This is a genomic window from Arsenophonus endosymbiont of Apis mellifera, assembly GCF_903968575.1.
Classification (GTDB): domain Bacteria; phylum Pseudomonadota; class Gammaproteobacteria; order Enterobacterales; family Enterobacteriaceae; genus Arsenophonus; species Arsenophonus apicola.
Genome location: NZ_CAJCFU010000049.1, coordinates 163,552 through 184,784, shown reverse-complemented (window position 1 = coordinate 184,784; position 21,233 = coordinate 163,552). Strand labels below are relative to the sequence as shown.

11 protein-coding genes, 1 tRNA gene and 1 pseudogene are annotated in these 21,233 nt (G+C 41.1%); 4 read left to right on the top strand and 9 right to left on the bottom strand.

Annotated features, from left to right (window positions below; translation table 11 throughout):
• Window positions 1–26 precede the first annotated feature (26 nt).
• From H1X92_RS06965 to H1X92_RS06950, 4 genes are all read left to right on the top strand, one after another.
• The gene (locus tag H1X92_RS06965; protein ID WP_180559459.1) at window positions 27–1,343 is read left to right on the top strand and encodes an anaerobic C4-dicarboxylate transporter; all 1,317 of its coding nucleotides are present in this window, start codon (window positions 27–29) and stop codon (window positions 1,341–1,343) included.
• 165 nt (window positions 1,344–1,508) lie between these two features.
• A complete protein-coding gene (locus tag H1X92_RS06960) occupies window positions 1,509–3,269 on the top strand; it encodes a protein-disulfide reductase DsbD (RefSeq protein WP_180559458.1) in 1,761 nt (586 codons plus the stop codon).
• Between the two features lie 2 nt (window positions 3,270–3,271).
• Window positions 3,272–3,844, top strand: a complete 573-nt coding sequence (dicD, locus tag H1X92_RS06955; RefSeq protein WP_180559457.1) for a division control transcriptional repressor DicD — start codon at window positions 3,272–3,274, stop codon at window positions 3,842–3,844.
• A gap of 124 nt (window positions 3,845–3,968) precedes the next feature.
• Window positions 3,969–4,044: transfer RNA gene (locus H1X92_RS06950), tRNA-Phe, on the top strand.
• Between the two features lie 458 nt (window positions 4,045–4,502).
• Here the strand turns inward: H1X92_RS06950 and H1X92_RS06945 are convergent.
• From H1X92_RS06945 to fhuF, 9 genes and pseudogenes are all read right to left on the bottom strand, one after another.
• A complete protein-coding gene (locus tag H1X92_RS06945) occupies window positions 4,503–9,665 on the bottom strand; it encodes a S8 family serine peptidase (protein WP_233458140.1) in 5,163 nt (1,720 codons plus the stop codon).
• Window positions 9,666–10,122: 457 nt separating this feature from the next.
• Window positions 10,123–10,596: pseudogene (locus H1X92_RS06940) on the bottom strand (DUF5625 family protein).
• 822 nt (window positions 10,597–11,418) lie between these two features.
• Window positions 11,419–11,610, bottom strand: a complete 192-nt coding sequence (locus tag H1X92_RS06935) for a hypothetical protein (RefSeq protein ID WP_180559455.1) — start codon at window positions 11,608–11,610, stop codon at window positions 11,419–11,421.
• Between the two features lie 31 nt (window positions 11,611–11,641).
• Complete coding sequence (locus tag H1X92_RS06930; protein ID WP_370520677.1) at window positions 11,642–12,010, bottom strand: DUF5625 family protein; 369 nt, start codon at window positions 12,008–12,010, stop codon at window positions 11,642–11,644.
• Between the two features lie 941 nt (window positions 12,011–12,951).
• The gene (locus H1X92_RS06925; RefSeq protein WP_180559454.1) at window positions 12,952–14,814 is read right to left on the bottom strand and encodes a glycoside hydrolase family 3 protein; all 1,863 of its coding nucleotides are present in this window, start codon (window positions 14,812–14,814) and stop codon (window positions 12,952–12,954) included.
• Between the two features lie 160 nt (window positions 14,815–14,974).
• Window positions 14,975–17,365, bottom strand: a complete 2,391-nt coding sequence (locus H1X92_RS06920) for a GNAT family N-acetyltransferase (RefSeq protein ID WP_180559453.1) — start codon at window positions 17,363–17,365, stop codon at window positions 14,975–14,977.
• Window positions 17,365–18,666: a lysine N(6)-hydroxylase/L-ornithine N(5)-oxygenase family protein gene (locus H1X92_RS06915; RefSeq protein WP_180559452.1), complete on the bottom strand. Its 1,302-nt coding sequence runs from the start codon at window positions 18,664–18,666 to the stop codon at window positions 17,365–17,367. Before H1X92_RS06915 ends, H1X92_RS06920 begins: the two co-directional genes overlap by 1 nt.
• A gap of 79 nt (window positions 18,667–18,745) precedes the next feature.
• Window positions 18,746–20,239 (bottom strand): pyridoxal phosphate-dependent decarboxylase family protein, encoded by a 1,494-nt coding sequence (locus H1X92_RS06910; RefSeq protein ID WP_370520676.1) that lies wholly within the window; start codon window positions 20,237–20,239, stop codon window positions 18,746–18,748.
• Between the two features lie 206 nt (window positions 20,240–20,445).
• A complete protein-coding gene (gene fhuF / locus H1X92_RS06905) occupies window positions 20,446–21,219 on the bottom strand; it encodes a siderophore-iron reductase FhuF (protein ID WP_180559450.1) in 774 nt (257 codons plus the stop codon).
• Window positions 21,220–21,233 lie beyond the last annotated feature (14 nt).

Sequence of the window (21,233 nt, the reverse complement as noted above, 5' to 3'; positions counted from 1 at the left end):
ATCAATTATATTAAGGAGTAAACATTATGTTAGCCGTAGAATTTATTATTGTTCTGCTGGCCATCTTTCTGGGAGCACGACTAGGAAGTATCGGTATAGGCTTTGCTGGCGGACTTGGTGTTTTGATGCTGGCAATGTTAGGCGTAAAACCAGGAACAATACCCTATGATGTTATTTCAATTATTATGGCGGTTATCGCTGCTATCTCTGCCATGCAAATTGCCGGCGGATTAGATTATTTGGTTGATCAGACAGAAAAACTACTGCGTAAAAATCCCAAATACATTACCATCTTAGCGCCAATCGTGACCTATTTTCTGACTTTATTTGTTGGTACCGGTAATATTTCATTGGCAACATTACCGGTTATTGCAGAAGTTGCTAGAGAAAATGGGATTAAACCGTGTCGACCCTTATCAACAGCGGTTGTCGCGGCACAAATCGGCATTACCGCATCACCCATCTCTGCGGCGGTGGTCTATATCGCTTCAATTATGGAAAATCCGGCTATGGTTAGTCATACCACTAGCTATATTAGCTTACTAGCCATTCTATTACCGGCAACTTTTTTAGCTATTGTAATGATGTCATTCATTATTTCTTGGTGCTTTGATTCTAAACTTGCTGATGATCAAATTTATCAGCAACGTTTAGCCGCCGGATTAGTAGAATTAAGAGGCTGTCAGGCTAAAAAAATTAAAGCTGGCGCGAAAAAGTCAGTGTTATTTTTTTTGCTAGGCGTGATATGTGTGGTTATTTTTGCCATGATTAACAGCCCCAGCCTTGGTCTAATTGAAACACCACTAATGAATACGACCAATGCAATTCTGATTATTATGTTAAGTGTAGCCACCCTTATCACCCTAAGTTGCCAAGTTAAAACAGAGGCCATCTTAAATTCCAGTACCTTTAAAGCCGGTATGAGTGCCTGTATCTGCATTTTAGGCGTAGCATGGTTAGGCGACACCTTTGTCCAAGCTAACATTGACTGGATCAAAGCTACTGCCGACCAGCTTATTCATAATCATTCATGGATGTTAGCGGTGATATTTTTTATCTGTTCTGCGCTACTCTACTCTCAAGCTGCAACGGCTAAGGCATTAATGCCAATGGCATTAGCGTTAAACGTCAGCCCATTAACCGCTATTGCTTCTTTTTCTGCGGTTTCTGGTCTGTTCGTTTTACCAACCTATCCAACTTTAGTTGCTGCCGTTCAAATGGATGATACCCGTACGACGCGCATTGGTCGTTTTGTATTTAATCACCCATTTTTTATTCCTGGCACAATAGGAGTTTCTTTATCCGTCCTGTTCGGCTTTTTGTTTGGCAGCATCATCCTTTGACTTTGCCAAAATATGATTCAAGGGCCTAAAGTCCTTGAATTTTTATCGTAATAATTAATATTCTTTAAGCAAAATTAGACACTAAAACTTTTCCAATCCATAAACAGTAGGTTATAGTTCAATAATTATCTTATTTTAAACTTAACACCTATTTTAAAATCCATTATGCAGAGACGTCTTCATGTTTTAGGCTACTTACTACTACTTTGTGGGACATTCCTTTTATCAACCACAGCATATGCCATTTTTGAAAACGGAGGAATGAATCGCTTGCTCTCTGCGGATCAAGCTTTCTTGTTTGATTTTGAACAAAAAGAATACAAATTGATATTGAATTGGCAAATACAGCCCGGCTATTATCTCTACCAAAAACAGATTAAATTTCAGCCCAGCCATGCCAAGCTCGGTAAATATCAATTACCAAAAGGAAAATATCATGAAGATGAATTTTTTGGTAAAACCGTTGTTTATTATAATAATTTAGTTATTAATATTCCTATTATCCGTGCCACAGATCAAGCCAGTATTGAAGTGAAATATCAGGGGTGTGCGGCTGCCGGCTACTGCTATCCACCGGAAACCATAATTATTCCTCTTAACACCGTCGTTGCCACAAAAAAATCGCCAGCCAGCGGTAAATTTGTTCAATCAAATCCTAACGCATCAGCGAATAAAACGGCGTACGAAAAAACAGAACAACCCTTTTCACCTTTATGGGCACTACTATTCGGTATTGGTGTTGCCTTTACTCCTTGCGTTTTACCCATGTACCCTTTAATTTCAGGCATTATATTAGGTAAGCAACGCCCGAAAAGTGTAACAAAGATCTTTTGGTTAGCTTTTAGTTATGTGCAAGGAATGGCTCTCACTTATACGCTGTTGGGGCTAATTGTGGCAGCGGCCGGTTTATCATTTCAAGCTGCACTTCAGCACCCCTATGTTTTGATCATAATTTCTGCTCTATTTATTCTACTGGCATTTTCCATGTTTGGTTTCTATAACCTACAGCTACCTTCTTCACTACAAACAAAACTGATTAATTGGAGCGACCACCAAAAAGGGGGATCTTATTTTGGTGTATTCATTATGGGTGCCCTGGCTGGACTTATCTGTTCTCCCTGTACCACTGCGCCACTTAGTGCTATTTTGCTTTATATTGCCCAAAGCGGAAATATATTAACAGGAGGTTTAACACTTTATCTATATGCATTAGGTATGGGGCTGCCACTCATTGGCATAATATTATTTGGCCATCGACTACTTCCACGTAGCGGTCCCTGGATGCAGTATGTTAAAGAAGCTTTTGGCTTTGTGATCTTAGCATTACCCATTTTCTTACTGGAACGAATTTTTGGTGAGATCTGGAGTCTTCGCTTAACCAGTTTATTAATGACTTCATTCTGCATATGGGCACTGATTCTATTACTTAAGAAACATAGCGGCTGGGCGCGTATTGGTCAGATGTTATTTTTACTATTAGCTATCATCGCAGCACAGCCACTACAAAATGGAATTTGGCAAATGTCTGCCATATCACTTCCGCAAGAGCCGTTAGACTTAAAATTTAAACAGGTAAAAAACTGGCAGGAAATCAAACAAGCAATCAGCAATAATAGTGGCAAAATTGTTATGCTTGATTTTTATGCTGACTGGTGTGTCGCCTGTAAGGAATTTGAAAAATACACCTTTCGTGATCCTAAAGTGAAAAGTAAGCTGGATAATATGTTATTACTACAAGCCAATGTGACAGAAAATAGTGCTGAACAAAAATCCCTTTTGCAATATCTCGATGTCTTTGGATTACCCACTATTATTTTCTATGATGATAAGGGCAGTGAATTACCCAATTCCCGGGTTTATGGTTCCATGAATAGCAAAATGTTTTATCAGCATCTAGAAAAAATTACACAACAGCAAGGGAAATAGACATGCAACGTGAGCAAGTACTGAACTCGGTACTACAACTGTTAGAACAACAGGGCCTTAGCGGTAATAGAGAGAGCCTACTAAAAAAACTTAATGTTGACGTTAATCAGTCGCGTCAATTTTGGCCAGATGATGAAGCGCTGCTTTATGATTGTTTACGCTACCATAGTCAACAGATTGCAACCTGGCAACGACAACTACAACTGAATGACAAACTTTCGCCGGAAGAAAAACTATTAGCCCGTTATAACCAGTTAGCCCAAAAAGTTACCGATAATCGCTTTCCTGGCTGCCTATTTATCGCGGCCTGTAGTATTTTCCCCAATCCAGAGCATCCTATTCATCAACTAAGTGAACAGCAAAAACAATTGTCATTTAATTTTAGCCTCGAGCTACTAAGGCAATTAGATATTGACGACAGCGAACAAGTTGCTAAGCAAATGGAGCTGATTTTAGAGGGTTGTCTGAGCAAATTACTGGTTAAGCGAAATATTGCAGATGTTTTGATCGCCAAGCTATTGGCAGAAGATATATTAACGATGGCAAAATGCAGAAAGCATGATGCTTTAAATTAAAAAATAAGCCAAAAAAAGAGAGTCATTATTTTGGTTTAAAAAAACAGCAAATAAGCATAATTTAGCGTTTTTTACCGGAAATACATTGACGACTTGGGTGGAATAAGGTTTAATGCGCCCCGTTGCCCGGATAGCTCAGTCGGTAGAGCAGAGGATTGAAAATCCTCGTGTCGGTGGTTCGATTCCGCCTCCGGGCACCACGTTGCTAACAAGCTGCATTGAAGCTAACTATGCCAATGCCCGGTTAGAAACTTGAGTGCCCAGTTCATCTTTGAGTAACTTTATCACTTTGTGATTTATAGTTGCGTTTAAGCTACTAAGTAACAGGGTTTGCGGTTAACATACACCCTTACCAATCACTATCCATATTTACTTCTTGTTGGCGGTCTTAGTCAAGTTAACCAGGAGCAGTACCATATGCTGCATCTTTAGCCGCATCACTCACTAAAAAATCAGCTACCATCCCTAACTATATTAAACCTTTTATCTGCATGCTATATCCTTTAATATATTGCGTACGGCGCAACTAATCTACCTATATTACCGACAACAATATTCAAAATATTGATAGCGGCAAAGCCCAAGGAGACGCTCCATAAAATCCCAAAATCCTACGCCAAAAACGGCGATGGCTCTAAGCGTCGATGAAAATGAAAAGCTACATTCTTATGTTTATTGACGATTGTCCATTTGCGAACAGCACTGGCGGCAACCTATATTGTCCACCAGCAACACTGAGCATGACGCTATCAGGCTCTGAAGGTTCAAATGAGGCCATGGACTCAACAAGGTGTTCAACATCACTATCTATCAACTGAAGGTGACGACTGCTCGAGAGATCAGGCGATAGCAATGTAGGTTGCACAGCAAAATCATTTTCCGGCCTGTTAACTGTTGCAGGCGGCTCAATACTTCTACGCCTGCGCGCACTATCTGCTTGATCCGGCTCAGACGTGTTCGCTGTCAACGGATCTTGCTCAATAACGGTCAACTGATCAGGTGATGGCACTACCACAGGTTCTACCGTCGGTACCAGCGCCGGTGTCGGCTTAGCAAAAAGAAAATCGTTGGCATCAAGCTGAGCAACATCCAGGGTATCAAGATACAGTAGCTTCACATTCGCGTCGGGGCCATTTGCGCCTTTTAAGAAAACATCAACACCATGGATCTGCGATAACCCATTGATGGTCGCACGATTATTCTTAACAATAATCAGTTGGCTAAAATCACTGATGCCAACTTGGCGCAAGTCAATTTTATCAATACCGTGCCGAAATCCTCTTAATGCATTCTGGTAATCATTAATGCCCTGCTGGGCTTCTACCACAAATACATCTGATGCTGCACTATCACGACTATAAATGGTTCCAGCCAGACTAAATTTCATCTGCCCTTGCGCATCAAGATTAAAATGGATCCCATCACCACCACCTTTGAGAAGCACCGTCCCCAGAGCTGCTTGTGATTGGATCGCAGCAGCATGGCTACTGGTATAAGTAGCTGGCGCAACAAAAGTGGGCTGGAAATTGAAATTCTTAGCACTGATCCCTGCAACAGTCTGTTTTTTTAAGGTAACACTCTGTCTATCACCCAAGTCAACTTTAACATCCTCCCCTTGTTGAGTTAGCCGCAAATCAGTAAATTTTTTGCCACCAAATCCAACCAGATTAACGATCTCTCCACGAACAGCCTCGAAATTGCCGATAACATCACTGCCTGCAGCGCGACGATGAACGACAAAGAAGTCTTTTCCCTCACCGCCCGTTAAGCTATTATTCCCGCGACCACCATTAAGCAAGGCATCCATTTTCCCTGCCACCAGGGTATCATTGCCATCACCGGTAATGATATTCTGGATTTCTGCCGGACGGTTGATATTCAACTCGCGTCCACCAATACTAGCAACGCCTGTCAATAAGTTAACTGACGTATCTTTCGCAACCGCAGCCGCATTAAGGGTATTACGTCCGCCGACGACGCCATTGACAGTATCATCCAGTATAGCGCGACTAGCTTGATCGCTGACCAATTGAGCATACTCATCGGTGTAAAAGTAAGTATTATCTGGCGTGCTTTTACTACCGTACAAACGTAACGACCAGGATTTTAAGGTGACCGGCAAACCTGAGCTCTCACTGGTCATCTGCAAAGTCCAGTTACCGGCTGAGTTTTCAGCAAAATCATGGGTTGACATAAAACGATATCTGAAGCTGCCCGATTGACTGCTGCCCTTATCGCTGGTACTAGCGCCCGGCATACCGGTTGGGATTTTGCCCTGACGATCAAGTAATACACTCTGCGTGCCATCAGGCGAGATCAGTTTGAGCGTCAGATCGCCAAGACGACCCACATCGGCATCAAAATCGATTTCAATATGTTCAATATTTAGCCCCGCTTGCATCGCAATCGATGAGGTCAGCGTTTTGCCGGCGGCCAAGGTTTTTCCAAGCTTATCACTGGAGGCACTGTAAACATACTCGTTAGCGGCAGTGCTTTGTGTCATCCAAGATTCAGCCAGACGGACAGCCGCGCGGGCATCAACGGCACCAAAACCATAATCATGACTGGTATGCATTCCGCCGCTATTCCAGTGCTGCGCTTTATTGTCATGCCATTTGGTCGTGGGGTCGTTAATTTTACGCGCGGACAGAGCAAGGATCTGCTGTACATCCCGATAACCAAGGTTCGGGTTAGCATCTAGCATCAACGCCACAATGCCGGAGACTATCGGCGTCGCAAAACTGGTACCTTGCATGCTGGTATAATCATTGCCAAAAATGGAACCCCGTTCCGTTTTCAGCATATGGCTGGTCGACACCACGTTGCTTCCAGGGGCGGAGATCAGTAAGCTGGCGCCCGGATTCGAGAACGGCGAGGAGCCTATGTGTAATGTCGACAAATCAGCTTGAGCATTGATAGCCCCCACCTGGACAGAAAAACGGTTATTGTTGGTCAATGATCCCTGCGCGCTGCCACCTGCCGCCCGATTATTACCGCCGGAGGTCACAATAACCGTCCCCAATCCACCACGACCATTAGCCGCCGCATATTGCGCATTCACACTGAGCGACGCCGCCGTACTTATACTGCCATCCGGGAAATTACTGAGGGCGAAATCGTTGGCAAATCCCCAACTATTGTTGGCAATGTCAAAATTGGACATATGTCCCAGTCCTGCTAAGTCGGCACCGTCATTAGCCAGATAATAGCCGCCTAAAGTAGCACCATGGGCAACCCCTACGCCACCTTTGTCGTTTTTCGCTGCCACCATCACACCCGCTACCATTGTCGCATGGTTGGAAACCATCTCCGGCATGGTTCCGTTAGTCTGATGAGTCTGCTGCCAGCTTTTATCGACATTGGCGACCAGATCAGGGTGAGCAATATCAAAAATTTCCGGCGCAGTGGCAAACTGACCACCTGGCTCGAACTGACCAATGCGCACCCCTTTACCAGTGTAATCCTGCCAAACTGGTAAAATATTGGCATCACTCAGATACCATTGTTGAGCGGCCAATGGATCAAGCGGCACCTCCGGCGTCAGTAGCGTAGCAACCGCCCGCATCGGCGCAGTTTTGCCGCTCGCTAAGTCCATGACTGATGCCGAAGGGTTACCAGCAGCATCAGTGACGCCATATTTAAAACTAATCAGACCCGAGTAAGTCGCATCCGGGGTAAACGAAACATAGCCCTGGCTGGTAAGAGTGACTTTGCCACCGATCGCATCGCCAACATGGGTGATACTTAAGTTACCCTGACTGTTAAGACGCTGATCGTTAGCCAATAGAGTGGAGGCCGAAATCAGATGCGTACGAGTACGAGAAAAAACCTTACCCTCCTTGTCATGGGTGAGAACATCCTCGACAGGCATCGCATTCGGCGTTTGTAAGTCAACCGCTGAAATATCGGCAAAATTGAGTTTGTGTATGTTCTTTAGCGTTACCGTGCCATCACGCCCAGCAACCTTATCAGCGATTTGATAGCCATTGTCGGTTCGAGTGATCCGATAATCACCGTGATTACCATGCAGGCTGACGATATTAATCCCCTCATCGCCATCAATCATGGCATTCCCATGGCCAACCTCAATAACATCATCGCCGACACTGCCGAAAATCATATCCGCTCCGCCACCAGCATATATAATGCTGCCGCCTTTGGAGGCATAAATTTTATCCCCTTTAGGTCCGGCATAGATAACCGACTTACCGCTCCCGCCAATCAAGGTATTATGCCCACTGCCACCGACCAGCACATCATCACCCATGCCACCTATCAAGGTCGAATGACCAGAGCCGCCTTTCATAAAGACACCATTAGGCCCGCCACTGATGATGGTATCATCGCCACTGCCACCTTCAGCAATCGTTAAACCAGCTTGATCCATATCTAATATCATACCTTGGTTACCGGTGATAATGACCATATCCTGTCCGCCGTTACCATGAATATTTTTGCTATCGTCAGAGGCGCTGATAACAAAAACATCGTTACCCGCACCACCAACATAGGTATTACTGCCAGCACCACCCACCAGCCAACTGCCTGTTTTAGCGGCAATTAACTGGTCATCACCACTGCCGCCATACAGGTTGCTGACACCCAATTTATCTGCATCCAGCGTTTGCGCGCTGTCACTATGACTAGCGTAAGCCGTGGTCGTGATATGGTTAAAAGTCGAAGTCACCCGTGTCCCCAGTCCTTGAGTCGTTAGTGTGTTGCTGACCGGATCAGCGACAAAGTCAACCGCTAACATTTCCCGCGTCTGATCTTGCATCATAAACGATCCACTGGCAACCACCCGGTTACCGTCACGGACTTCGCTTTTACTGGCTGACCGAACACTAATCTGACTGATCCCCAGTTCAGTCAGGGTCTTGAGCTCTCCCGCATCAACTTTGGCATCGTGGCTAACGTCAAGCCAAACCCGTAACTGCTGCCAGATAGGATCACGCTTATCAATCACGCCATCTTTATTGCTATCTTCACTGTCCAAGGCGGCAAAACCATCGGCAAATATTTTTTCGCCCGCCGCCCCGTTGCCACCGGCGCGACCACCATAGTACTCAGAGAACATTTGGCTGACATTTTTTATCTGACCGCTGCCATCGTCAATCACCAGTATGCCAGTTTGCCTATCTGCCCAACCGGTACGTTTAAGCGTGCCACTGTGATCCATATCGAATAACACCCCGTCGCGCATGTCGGTCATGTGCACGCCCTGACCACTCAAATCCAGTAACAGTGGGTCAACATAGGTATTGAAGGTTGTCCGTGCGGATAAACCGTTCAACATGGCAGCGTTTTGTAGACCGACGTCCAGTTTACAGGTATCACCGGGGCGGAAATAGGGTTTGCCGGAGCTAAAGAGGGATGGTTTATAGAACTCGGACAGATAAGCATTCGGTCGGACATTGGTATCCAGTTGTACCGCACCGGGTCGAATGCCGCCGGTCGCCAAACTGGCCATCTGAGAAGAGCTGAAGTCGGTTTTACTAAGTATATCGCCATTGGCAGATATCTTGTGGGTCGGGCTATTTTGAATATAGCCATTGCTCACATTCTGCTGCGCTTGGTTTTCAGCCTGGATCTGTTGCTGCGGTTTTGGCGTAGGATTAATATCAATCTTAATCATACTTTTCGGCGGGATAGGCAGCGGGCCGTTACTACTGATCGGCATAAGCCAGGGCGGCGTATTCATCGTAATATTAGGAATTCTTTTTTCGTATTTATCCCCATTACGGATCAGATCATCCCGAATAATAAATGCCCCCTTTGTTATTAACATCGATTTTAAAGAGGCCGGGTTATGATTAGGCAACAGATTGCCTTCAAAACGCTGACCGTTGTAGCCAATGGAGTTTAAGGAGTAATAGACAAAATCGACACAACTGTTGGCATGCACGCTATATTTGGCAGGATCAAATCCGCCTGATTCTGGTGTTTCTGAAAACTCTTTTAATTTATAATACTGCTCTTTGCTTAAGGCCAGGGTGACCTCATAAGAGGTCTGTTGGTAAGCAGCATTGTCAGTATCCGTTACCCACCCTTCGCCAAAAGGTTCGCCAAGCCTTGATTCAAAACCATAACTTAGCTCCTCGCCTTTGCCGTCACTTAACACATACCACATATGCCCGCCAACGGAGGAATCAATATCGCCCGCCTTATGCTTCTCCTTATCGGCTTGATAAATATATTTGGCTCCCATCGGTGCCACTTTATAGGTAACGGTATATTTTTTATTCATATTTTACTTCCTTGTTAACAGAACACTTCGGTTAAATTTTAGGATCAAAATAGGTGACGTTAACAAAACTTTCGATCCCGTTAAACAGCGCAACATCTTCCAGTGTGCTAATCACCACCGAATAACGACCGGGAGATAACGAAAAGAATTTAATATCCCGCACGGCGGTATTTAGCCTTCTCTCCTGTTAATCGAAAGCCAGCCCTCCATCAGTTCCCTGCGTATTGATTATCTCGTCAAAAAAAACCTGACCATCCTTAACGATCCGCAGCGAAATGGGAATTATCACCCCGGTCTTATCAATGCCACGGAATAACTCAAGCCGCCTAAGCACTTCTTCATAATCTCCCCCTTTATCAAATAACAGAGCAAACAGATAGCCCCCTTGCTTTTTAATTTCAAACTCAACCTTAACCGATTGACCAGCGCGGGTTATATCAATCGGCCGGTAGATACTAATATGTTCAGTACAGGCCACCAGCCAGACACTACTGAACAAAAACATTATTGTGCGCCACATGCTAACTCTTAACTGTCTCGCGAATACCTTCATCTTGTTACTCCCAGCAAAAGCAAATGATGAGAAAACATTCACTGTTAGTTTGTTAATTCTACGCTGGCTTGCTACCCGCTTTTAATTAGTAGCAGGTTTGGCTTTATCCGTTACTTTCCCTGCGCCAAAAGGTTCACCACCCTTTGATTGCAGAACCCTAACTTTGCTTCTCGTCTTTTCCGCCACTTAACAGATATACCCACCAAATCAGCAATCAATATCGCCCATTTGTTGCTTGCTTTTATCAGCCCGATAAACAAATTTGCCCATCGGTGCTACTTTATAAGTGATGGCATATTTATTTTACAGACAGATTATTTGTTACTTTTACCCAACTAATGTTAATTTTTTGATCATAATAAGCTAACTCAACAAAACTCTCGATAGCTTTAAACTCCGAAACTGCTGTACTGGATAAAATTCAGACATTTTGTTAAAACCAGGCCTTTAGCTTAAATACCAACGACAGATAGAAACAAAATTAGGGCAAAAATAGGCAGGCTCAGTTGGGGTTAGTGGTTAAACGGCGCAAGGGTATGAAGGGTGTAAGGCGGGGGTTTTTCACAGTGGCTGACAAAGACAAAATACTTATGGACAAAATCCATCTTTACTGAAAAACGATAAGAGCAAAAAGCGCCAAGCTGACTTAGATGCTGGCTAGAATAATGCCCAAGTAGAACAATTTTCGAGCAATTTAAAGCATGATGGGTTGTTAAAGAAATATTATGCTAATCCAGAAGAAATGAAATAACAGATATTGGATTGCCTTGGTTACTACAACTGAATCCATTTACACCACAAATAACCATTATCACCATGAGTATCTAAGCGTCTTAAAACCATCACATACCACATATGGCCGCCCGATGAAGAAAGTATCTCCCCGGCCTTGTACCCATTCTTATCAGCCTGATAAATATATTTGGCGCCCATCGGTGCCACTTTGACGGTATATTTTTTATCCATATTTTACTTCCTTGTTGACAGAACACTTCGGTTAAATTTTAGGATCAAAATAGGTGACGTGAACAAAACTCTCGATCCCGTTAAACAGCGCAACATCTTCCAGCGTGGTAATCACCACCGAGTAACGACCGGGAGATAATGGCAATAGTTTAATTTCTCGAACTGCTGCGGTATTTATCCTTCTTCCTTCATAATAAAAAGCTCGTCCCCAACCAGTTCCTTTAGTGTTGATTTCCTCATCAAAAAAAACCTGACCATCCTTAACGATCCGCAGCGAAACCGGAATTACCACCCCAGCCTTGTCAATAGCTCCAAACAATTCAAATCTCCTTTCCATTTCATCATGTCCCTCCCCGGTCTCAAACAACAAGGCAAACTGATAATCCCCCTGCTTTTTAATTTCAAACTCAACCTTAACCGATTGGCCGGCGCGGGTTATATCAATCGGCCGGTAGATACTAATATTCAGTACAGGCCACCAGCCAGACGCTGCTGAACAAAAGCATTATTGTGCGCCACATGCTAACTCTTAACTGTCTCGCGAATACCTTCATCTTGTTACTCCCAGCAAAAGCAGATGATGAGAAAAACATTTATTGTTAGTTTGTTAATTCTACGCTTATTACCTGCTTTTAATTGCTAGCAGGTTTGGCTTTATCTGTTACTTTCCCTGTGCCAAAAGGTTCACCACCCTTTGATTGCAAAACCCTAACTTCGCTTTTCGTCTTTTCCGTCACTTAACAGATATGCCCACCAAATCAGCAATCAATATCGCCCACTTGCTGCTTGCTTTTATCAGCCCGATAAACAGATTTGACCCCATCGGTGCTACTTTATAAGTGATGGCATATTTATTTTACAGACAGATTATTTGTTACTTTTACCCAACTAATGTTAATTTTTTGATCATAATAAGCTAACTCAACAAAACTCTCGATAGCTTTAAACTCCGAAACTGCTGTACTGGATAAAATTCAGACATTTTGCTAAAAACAAGGCCTTTTTTGCTTAAATACCAGCGGCAGATAGAAAAAAATTAGGTCAGAAATAGGCAAGTGTTGTTAGGGTTAGTGGTTAAACGGCGAAAAGGTAATCGCCTAGTTTAGAAGACAAAGCGATAGCGACAACAGATAACCGCTTTACATCGGTTATCCTTGCGCATGACCATTTTTGCGCTACCGCGCTTTGTAATAAGAATAACGGAATATTGTAATAAGAATAACGGAATATTTTCAGAGAGTTTAATAATGCATTTTCTTAATGGTCCAATATAAAAACCCTACCCGATTCCTGACTCTGTTTTGACTCACACTTATCAAGGTGTGGGTTGCGGAAATATTTTTAATAAGCTAAACCATATCCATAAGGATAGAGGATACGCTCTAAATTAGGCGTTTTGATATCAACCGGCAATTTACCTGTCGGTGAATTCATTAAGCGCTTGTTGGGGGTGAGAAATAGCGTTCTTAGTCCACTACGGATGTTGGTTTCTAAGTTATTTCTATTTTTATCAGTTTCATCAAAACCCGTAATACCATAAATGGCAATATTGGCTTTCACGCCACGCAAATAAGCAATATCATAAGGATTATTGGTCGATATCACGACCACTGGAATAGCATTACGATTAGCAACATTGAGTATTCGCTGGGCATTAATGGGAGCGTTTTTAAGATTATAAGTGGCTAAAATAATGAGATCTGAATTTTGCATTTTTGTCGTAAATTGCTGCTCAGTTTTATCATCCGCCATCATGGTAACCACATCATCTTGGGTAGCCATATTGATATTTAACTCATCAGCAATAGAGAGTAAATGTTTTTTAATTAATTGATTACGTGCTTTTTCATCGGAAAAAATAACAATTTTATTATTATTTTTTAACTGAAACGGCAGTATGTTACTATTTTTTATTAATGTGATGGCATTGTCTGCCACCATATTCTCAATATCTTTATCTATTTTTGCTGCAACAACTTGTTGTGCTCGCTGAGCAGACTTATCTTGTGCGGAAATTCTATTTTTTAACTTACTAAATACAACCCGGTAAGCTGATTCGCTAATGCGACGGTTTAATTCAGGATCGCTTTGCGCTTCCGTTTTTAAATAGTGATAGAGCTGTTCCAGTTTAGTTACATCCTCAATAGCAGTAATTTTTAATGGCATTAAAATGATGTCATTGCCCGCCAATATGGCTTGTTTAACCACCCAGTTACTATCAAAGTTATTGGCAATAGCGCCCATATCCATGGCATCGGTGATAATTAAACCTTGATAGTTCAATTTATTGCGTAATATCCCGCTTAATATTGGTTTAGAAAGGGTTGCCGGCACACCAACTCGCTGATTATCTAGGGTAGTTAATTTATGGTTATCTAATGCCGGCATCACGATATGCGCTGTGATGATAGCATCGGTATTTCGCATGGTATGCATAAACGGGAGTAATTCAAATTTACGCCATTGTTGCTGACTAATATTAATCGTTGGCAAGGATAAATGGCTATCAGCAGTCACATTACCATGGCCTGGAAAATGTTTAATTGCTGTTAAAACAGCATAGCGATGAATTCCTTGAATATAACCGTTGGCCATTTCAGCCACCAACTGTGGCCGATCAGAATAAGAACGGACACCAATAATAGGATTATTTTGATTATTGTTGATATCGACCACGGGCGCAAAATTAAAATTAAATCCTAAATGCGTAAGTTCATAACCATGGATCATACCAACTAATTCACTCAGTTGTTTAGAACGCGTTGCACCTAATGCCATATTACCCGGCATTTCAGTCCCTACCCTCAATCGTGTGACATAACCACCTTCCTGGTCAACGCTAATAAATAGTGGCAAGTTGCTACGCGCCTGTTGCAACGCATTAATCAGGTTTACCGTTTGAGGCGAGTCAATTAAATTATCTCGAAATAAGATCACTGAACCTAAATGATAATGGTGAATAATGTTGGCGATTTCTGGATTGAGTTTGGTCATTGCCAAAGCATTTTTTTCCGCATCAATCCCCCAATGGCGAAAACCCAACATTAACATCTGTCCTAGCTTTTCTTCAAAACTCATGTTTTCAACTAGCTGTTTGGCTTCCTTCTCTGGTGATTGCCATAGGTCAGCTAATTGTTGATGGGTAATCCCTTTCGCAGAACAAAAAAAACTTAATAGACACAATGATAAAGCTATTTTATTCATTTTTATTCCTATATTACTGGTAAGTAAAAAAGTTTCACTACCTGACTGTTGTACTTAGAGCAAAATAAACTAATATCATCAAATTGATCTAACTTAGCATAATTTTAACAAAAAAACCCCACTTTCATCAGTGAGGTTGTTATTCACTAAAATCAGCAATCTATTGAGCAAACTCAGCGATAGGATTAATCAAATCTTCAGCAAATTGCAAACTTTGCATTGGGTCCAACAAATCCAGCATCTGATGATTGTTAGCAATTTGTAATCGATTTAAGCAGCAACGTTTGATGGTAGGCGTAAATAGAGGATAACGTTTAAATTGCTGAGTAAATTCTGGATGCGCCGATTGATAATCTAAAATACAATTCGCTACCGCCTGCCAGAACTTTTGTTGGGCATAACCAGTTTGTTCATCAAGAATTGCTGCTATATAGCGAAAGACACCATCAAACACGTCCGATAAAATAGTTAGTGTTTTCATCTGTTCTGGCATACTAACTTTTATCCGACTCGCTTTTGCTGGCAAATCCGCCTTTGGATCCATCACCAACACTTCCTCTGCCAAATCTTTCATAAAAATAGATTGTGGAATATGATTTTCTAGCACTAGAATAATATTTTCACCATGTGGCATAAACATTAAATCATAAGCATATAAACAGTGTAAGAGGGGTAATAAGTAACAGTCCAGATAGCGTTTGATCCATTCATCAGCGCAGATGCCTGATGCCGTAATTAGGGCAGGTAAGAAAGCGTTGCCCTGTTGATCATGGTGTAATAATGCCGCCATAGTCATCAATTTCTGCTTGCTGCCAATCAATGGTAAGGGATTTTCTCGCCATAGTGCCGCCATCATTTTTTTATAAGGGGTATCGCTCTGGATCGCTTGTTCATAGTAATGATTTCTAAAACCAATACTGGCAACTTCACGTAATAACCGAAAACCACAATGGCGTAAAACAGCATCTTGTTGCACCAGATCACATAGCCAATCATTAATCGCTGGTGTGGTTACCATGTAATAGGGAGACAAACCGCGCATAAATCCCATATTCAAGATAGATAACGCAGTTTTTACATAATAGCGCTGAGGTTGGCTGCGATTAAATAACGTCCGTATTGATTGTTGGGCCTGATAACAATCTTTGCCTAGGCCTAAATAGATTAGTTTTTGACTAGCAAGCTCATGGGCAAAGATAGACGGTAATTTATTTTGCCACTGCCATGGATGAAATGGCATCAATAGATACTCCTGCGGATCCAATCCAAGCAAAATCAATTGGTGGTTAAAGTCAATTATCTCCTGTTGACTCAACTCTTGCTCAATTAGCTGTTGATAGCTTAGCTGCTCAATACAGGCAAATTGGGCCATACTTTTATGGGCAGCTAACCATATTAAGTGGATACCTGCCGCTGATTCAGGACTGAAACATTGAAAATCCTGTGCATCAAAGCCAATCCGGCCATTGTTCGCGATAAAAACTGGGTGCCCTTCCATCATTTCAGCCTCAATTGTCTGAAAATCAGCATTGACTAAACTATCTACGGCAATACCGCTACGATGATATTTAAATGCACAACTATGTAGTGTACTCATCAACTCTTCCAGATAAGTTGGCATAACACTATCACTGATCCCAAGCTGGTGTTTAAATTCAATAATGAAACGGATAAAGTCGAGTTCGGCCCAATTCTCTGTGTGCATTTTTTGCAGCGAGTCAGCATCAATCAACCAATGATCTAACGCTAATCGTCGCGCACGAAAATAATACTGTACGCCATATTCGTCATTATCCAAACGATAATAGTGATAACCATCTTGATCGATTTTTTCTGTTAATTGTTTTGGCGATAATAAACACTCATGAGCAAACTCAGAAATGGCTTTTCTCACCTGTAAACGATGTACTTTTTGCCAAACCTGCGGATATAAATGCCGTACAAAAGGATTATCGGGCGGAGAAAATTTGATTAATTGCGCTGATTGCAAAGCGATGTGATGCTGTTCTCTGGTACAGAATGCTAAGCCAGCTATCTTATTCACTAATTGCACGGTTTTTTCATAAATAAAACCCGCTTTTATATTCAACCGATGAATTTTTGTATTACGAATATCAGGCTCAACAACAATTCGCTTAACCGCAGGGTTGTTGAAAATAAAAGCGATAACGGTTTGAAAAACACCCCAAGTAAACTGGTTGATTTTTTCCTCTGGTGGCGCAACCAAAATATGCATTCCCATGTCACCTGGGTCGGCACTATAGTGTTGACTGATAAAATCATCTTGTGCCCAATAACACTCGAGTAAAAACACTTTTTTCCCCTGGTAACTACCAGTAAATACCGAATTAGGCTGACGGATTAAGAGATCTTGATAAAATTTTTTCACTTGTTGCGAAGTATAATTTTGCATTCCCCAATAATGCGCATAATTGCGATTAACCCATTGGCTAATAATGCTAATATCTTCATTTAGATCCAGTGGCTGTACTGAAAATGTACCGACATCAGTGACTGTTTTTTTAAACGACGCCATAGCTGCAACAGACATTAATTGACTCCTTCTTGCGCTACGCCAAACTGCTGGAATGCAATACTATTCTCTATTGCATAGTGTTCTTTGCCAGTAATTTCTTTAATTAAATAAGAATTACGATAACAGGCCATGCCAAGATCTGGCGTAATAAATCCATGAGTATGAAGTTCGGCGTTTTGCACAAAAATGCGATTATGATAATCAATACTGTAATTACGTTGTACGTCATAGCGTCCGAACTTATCCCAACGGATCTGGTCACGAATACCATCAATACATTTAGGTATTTGATATTGATAACCCGTTGCTAATACAACAGCTTCGCTTGCCAGTGAAAATGCCGCTTGTTGCTCTTGTTGACATAAATCTAATACCAGCTGTTGTTTTTCATGATCATACTGTAGGTGTTTTAATTCACTGTTGGTATGTAATGCCACAGGCAGCTTGCCATTCAACCGTTTGCAATACATCAGATCAAAAATGTCATTGATAAGTGAACTATTAATTCCTTTGTAGAGGGATTTTTGGCTACGATTGAGTTCATCACGTACGGTGTCTGATAAGTTATGGAAATAATCGACATACTCCGGTGAAGTCATTTCTAACGTTAATTTGCTATATTCTAACGGGAAGAAACGTGGTGAGCGCGTTACCCAATTCAGTTGATAACCATGGATATCAATTTGACTGAGCAAATCATAAAAAATTTCTGCTGCACTCTGGCCACTACCGATGATAGTAATTGATTTCTTTTGCTGTAAACTGGCTTTATTAGCCAGATAGTTATCAGTTCGTACTATTTGCTCTTCAAATGGCTGGCAACATTTCGGTACATAAAGTGAAGGGCCAGTTCCTAATACGAGTTTTTTGCAGCAAAACTGATGGCACTGTCCCGTTACCGTATCACCACAATGTAAGGTGTAGCAATCCAGCGATGGATCATACTTAATATTTTCTAGGCGCAAATTAAAACGCAAATTGGATAATTGCTCTGCTGCCCATTGGCAATATTGGTTATATTCTTTGCGCAATAAAAAGAAATTTTCCCGAATATAAAATGAGTAAATGCGTCCTTTTTGTTTGATATAATTTAGAAAACTTAATGGATGACTGGGTGAGGCTAAAGTCACTAAATCGGCAATAAATGGTGTCTGCATCGAGGAGTTTTCCAACATCATTCCAGGATGCCAATCGAAAGCTGCATTCTGATCAATAAACAGACTATTGATCTCTTTTATTGGTTGAACCAGACAGGCCAATCCCAGATTAAAGGGGCCAATACCAATCGCGATAAAATCATAAATCCTGGTTGTCATAATAACTCCTAACAAAATTGCTCCGTTTAAAAACGGTAATAATTATTTATTTACCTGATGTCTTGTTAGTAAACGCTTACTATGTCAATAAGAAATTGCCATGCTGAATAATGTTATTCATTATTTCTACCAAATGTTGACGTTCCGTTAATGGATTAAGAAAGGTAAATTTCAAGTATTGTCGCCCGTTAATTTTGGTAGCGGCAATAATGCTTTCACCTTCTCGGAACAAGGCCTTACGAATGTTAGCGTTAAGATCATCAATTTTTTCTTGTGACAGAGATTGCGGCGGTATGAAACGAAAAACTAACGTACTGAGCACGGGTTGATGAACAACTTCAAAATGGGAATTTGCTACCATTAAGTGATAAGCAATTTGTGCTGTATCCAATACTTTATCAAATGCCCTACCCAATTGCTCCGCCCCCATCATTCTCAGGGTCAGCCACATTTTTAAGGCATCAAAACGGCGGGTTGTCTGAATACTTTTATTTACCAAATTGGGGATCTGTTCTTGTTCAGCACTTAACGGATTCAAATAATCGGCATGATAGGTTAAATGACAAAAGTGCTGCCGATCTTTAATAAAAAAGGCACCACAACTGACTGGCTGGAAAAATGCTTTGTGATAATCGATAGTAACCGAATCAGCCTGTTCTATTCCCTGAAGTAAATGAGAATGACGCGATGAGACTAATAATCCACAGCCATACGCCGCATCAACATGCATCCACAAACCATATTGCTTGGCTAGATTGGCAATAGCGGGGAGGGGATCAATACTACCAAAATCAGTCGTCCCCGCCGTAGCTACCACCGCAAACGGGATATTTCCTTCAGCCAGGCACTGTTGAATACTCGTTTCCAGTGCCTCAATCGACATACAGAATTTATCATCATGGGGCACTGAAATAATAGCTTGATAACCGAGCCCTAACATAGCTGCTGCTTTTTGGGTACTAAAGTGACTGACCGATGATGTTAATATGCGTAACTTGCGAAAATCTTCCGGTAAGCCATGGATCAAATTTTTATGTTGTCGATCGCGCTGATGACAAAACCAATCACGAGCCAGTAGCATTGCCATAAAATTGGATTGCGTTCCACCACTGGTAAAAATGCCATCTGCACCCTTACCTAAACCCAGCTTATCCACCGTCCAAGCAAGCACTTTTTGTTCAATTAAGGTTGCTCCTGCACTTTGATCCCAAGTATCCATCGATGAATTAATGGCACCAATCAACATTTCGGCGATCACTGCGGGTAAGACTAATGGGCAATTTAGATGAGCAACATATTTTGGATGATGAAAATAAACCGCATCTTTAATATAAAGCCGGTTTAATTCTGCTAAAACTGATGACCAAGAAGATAATGGATTATCTAGATTTACTTTAGAAAATAATTGAGATAAATCATAAGGTAATATTCCACTAAATGGAATTTGTGTTTGCTGCAATATTTTTTTTATCTTAATTATGACGTCATAAGCATTATCAAAATAACATTGTGCATTATCACGATTAAAGAAATATGAATAAAAATGGCTTTCTTTAAAATAGTCCTCCTTTATAAAAGAAGTTGTTGTTGATGGTAATTCAACACACGTTTTAACTTCAATAGGCATTGTATATCCTTACTCTTGTATAGTAATTATCTAAGATAATTGCTCAACATTATTTTAAATAGATTAAATGCCTTACATTAATCATTTAATAAAACTGTACAAAACAAACAAATAATTATTTTTTATTTTAAATAAGCAGTAAATTTAATAAATTAAATTGATGCCATCGTCTCAAGAGGGCAATCATGGCAATTACCTACGCCTGGTAATTTGTTTCGCTGACAGCAGCTACGCCGTTGTATAATATTATTTCTAATAATAACGGTATGATAAAGCGGGTTATCTTGGTTATTTAACATTTTTTTTTCAAAAAAAAGCATATTAATTAAACTATTATACTGATTAGCGTCTAGCTTTTCTTTAAAATTCATTAAATACCAATACATTATGTAGCCAATATTATTCCATAATAAACGGCCATTGATACCACGATAAAATTCTATTTTCTTACATACTGGAATAATATGCTGCTGCAATAGATCATGATAACGCTCTAATAAAGATAAAGGTTTTACCATCCATGCTAGCTGATAATAAACAATATTAGGCCTACCACTAGCATGAAATTCAACGCTAACACGATGATAACTTGTATTAATCGCCTGGGGATACTCTAATAGCATCAACATCATAGGCGGAATCACTAAACCAAAATACCATTGAGCCCATAAAGAATACAGCCCCTTCTGATTAGCATTCTGGCTACTATTACCATAATATTCATATTGATAACGAGCCATTAATGATAAAAACTGTTTTTCCTTTGACCATTGATAAAATTCCATACAGTTGGTAGATATATTTTCTTCATTCACTTTAAATGAAGAATTAAAATGGCTAAATTTACTATCAAATAACTTAGTAATATCTGCTATTTCAATTTTAGGTATAATAGCTATGGAACTATCATTATTTTTATTTCCCATGCCATATTCTCCAA

What these genes read in the sequence shown, in the direction of transcription:
- H1X92_RS06965 (WP_180559459.1), top strand. Translation starts at nt 27, where the DNA reads ATGTTAGCCGTAGAATTTATTATTGTTCTGCTGGCCATCTTTCTGGGA.
- H1X92_RS06960 (WP_180559458.1), top strand. Translation starts at nt 1,509, where the DNA reads ATGCAGAGACGTCTTCATGTTTTAGGCTACTTACTACTACTTTGTGGG.
- dicD (WP_180559457.1), top strand. Translation starts at nt 3,272, where the DNA reads ATGCAACGTGAGCAAGTACTGAACTCGGTACTACAACTGTTAGAACAA.
- H1X92_RS06935 (WP_180559455.1), bottom strand. Translation starts at nt 11,610, where the DNA reads ATGGATAAAAAATATACCGTCAAAGTGGCACCGATGGGCGCCAAATAT.
- H1X92_RS06925 (WP_180559454.1), bottom strand. Translation starts at nt 14,814, where the DNA reads ATGAATAAAATAGCTTTATCATTGTGTCTATTAAGTTTTTTTTGTTCT.
- H1X92_RS06920 (WP_180559453.1), bottom strand. Translation starts at nt 17,365, where the DNA reads ATGTCTGTTGCAGCTATGGCGTCGTTTAAAAAAACAGTCACTGATGTC.
- H1X92_RS06915 (WP_180559452.1), bottom strand. Translation starts at nt 18,666, where the DNA reads ATGACAACCAGGATTTATGATTTTATCGCGATTGGTATTGGCCCCTTT.
- fhuF (WP_180559450.1), bottom strand. Translation starts at nt 21,219, where the DNA reads ATGGGAAATAAAAATAATGATAGTTCCATAGCTATTATACCTAAAATT.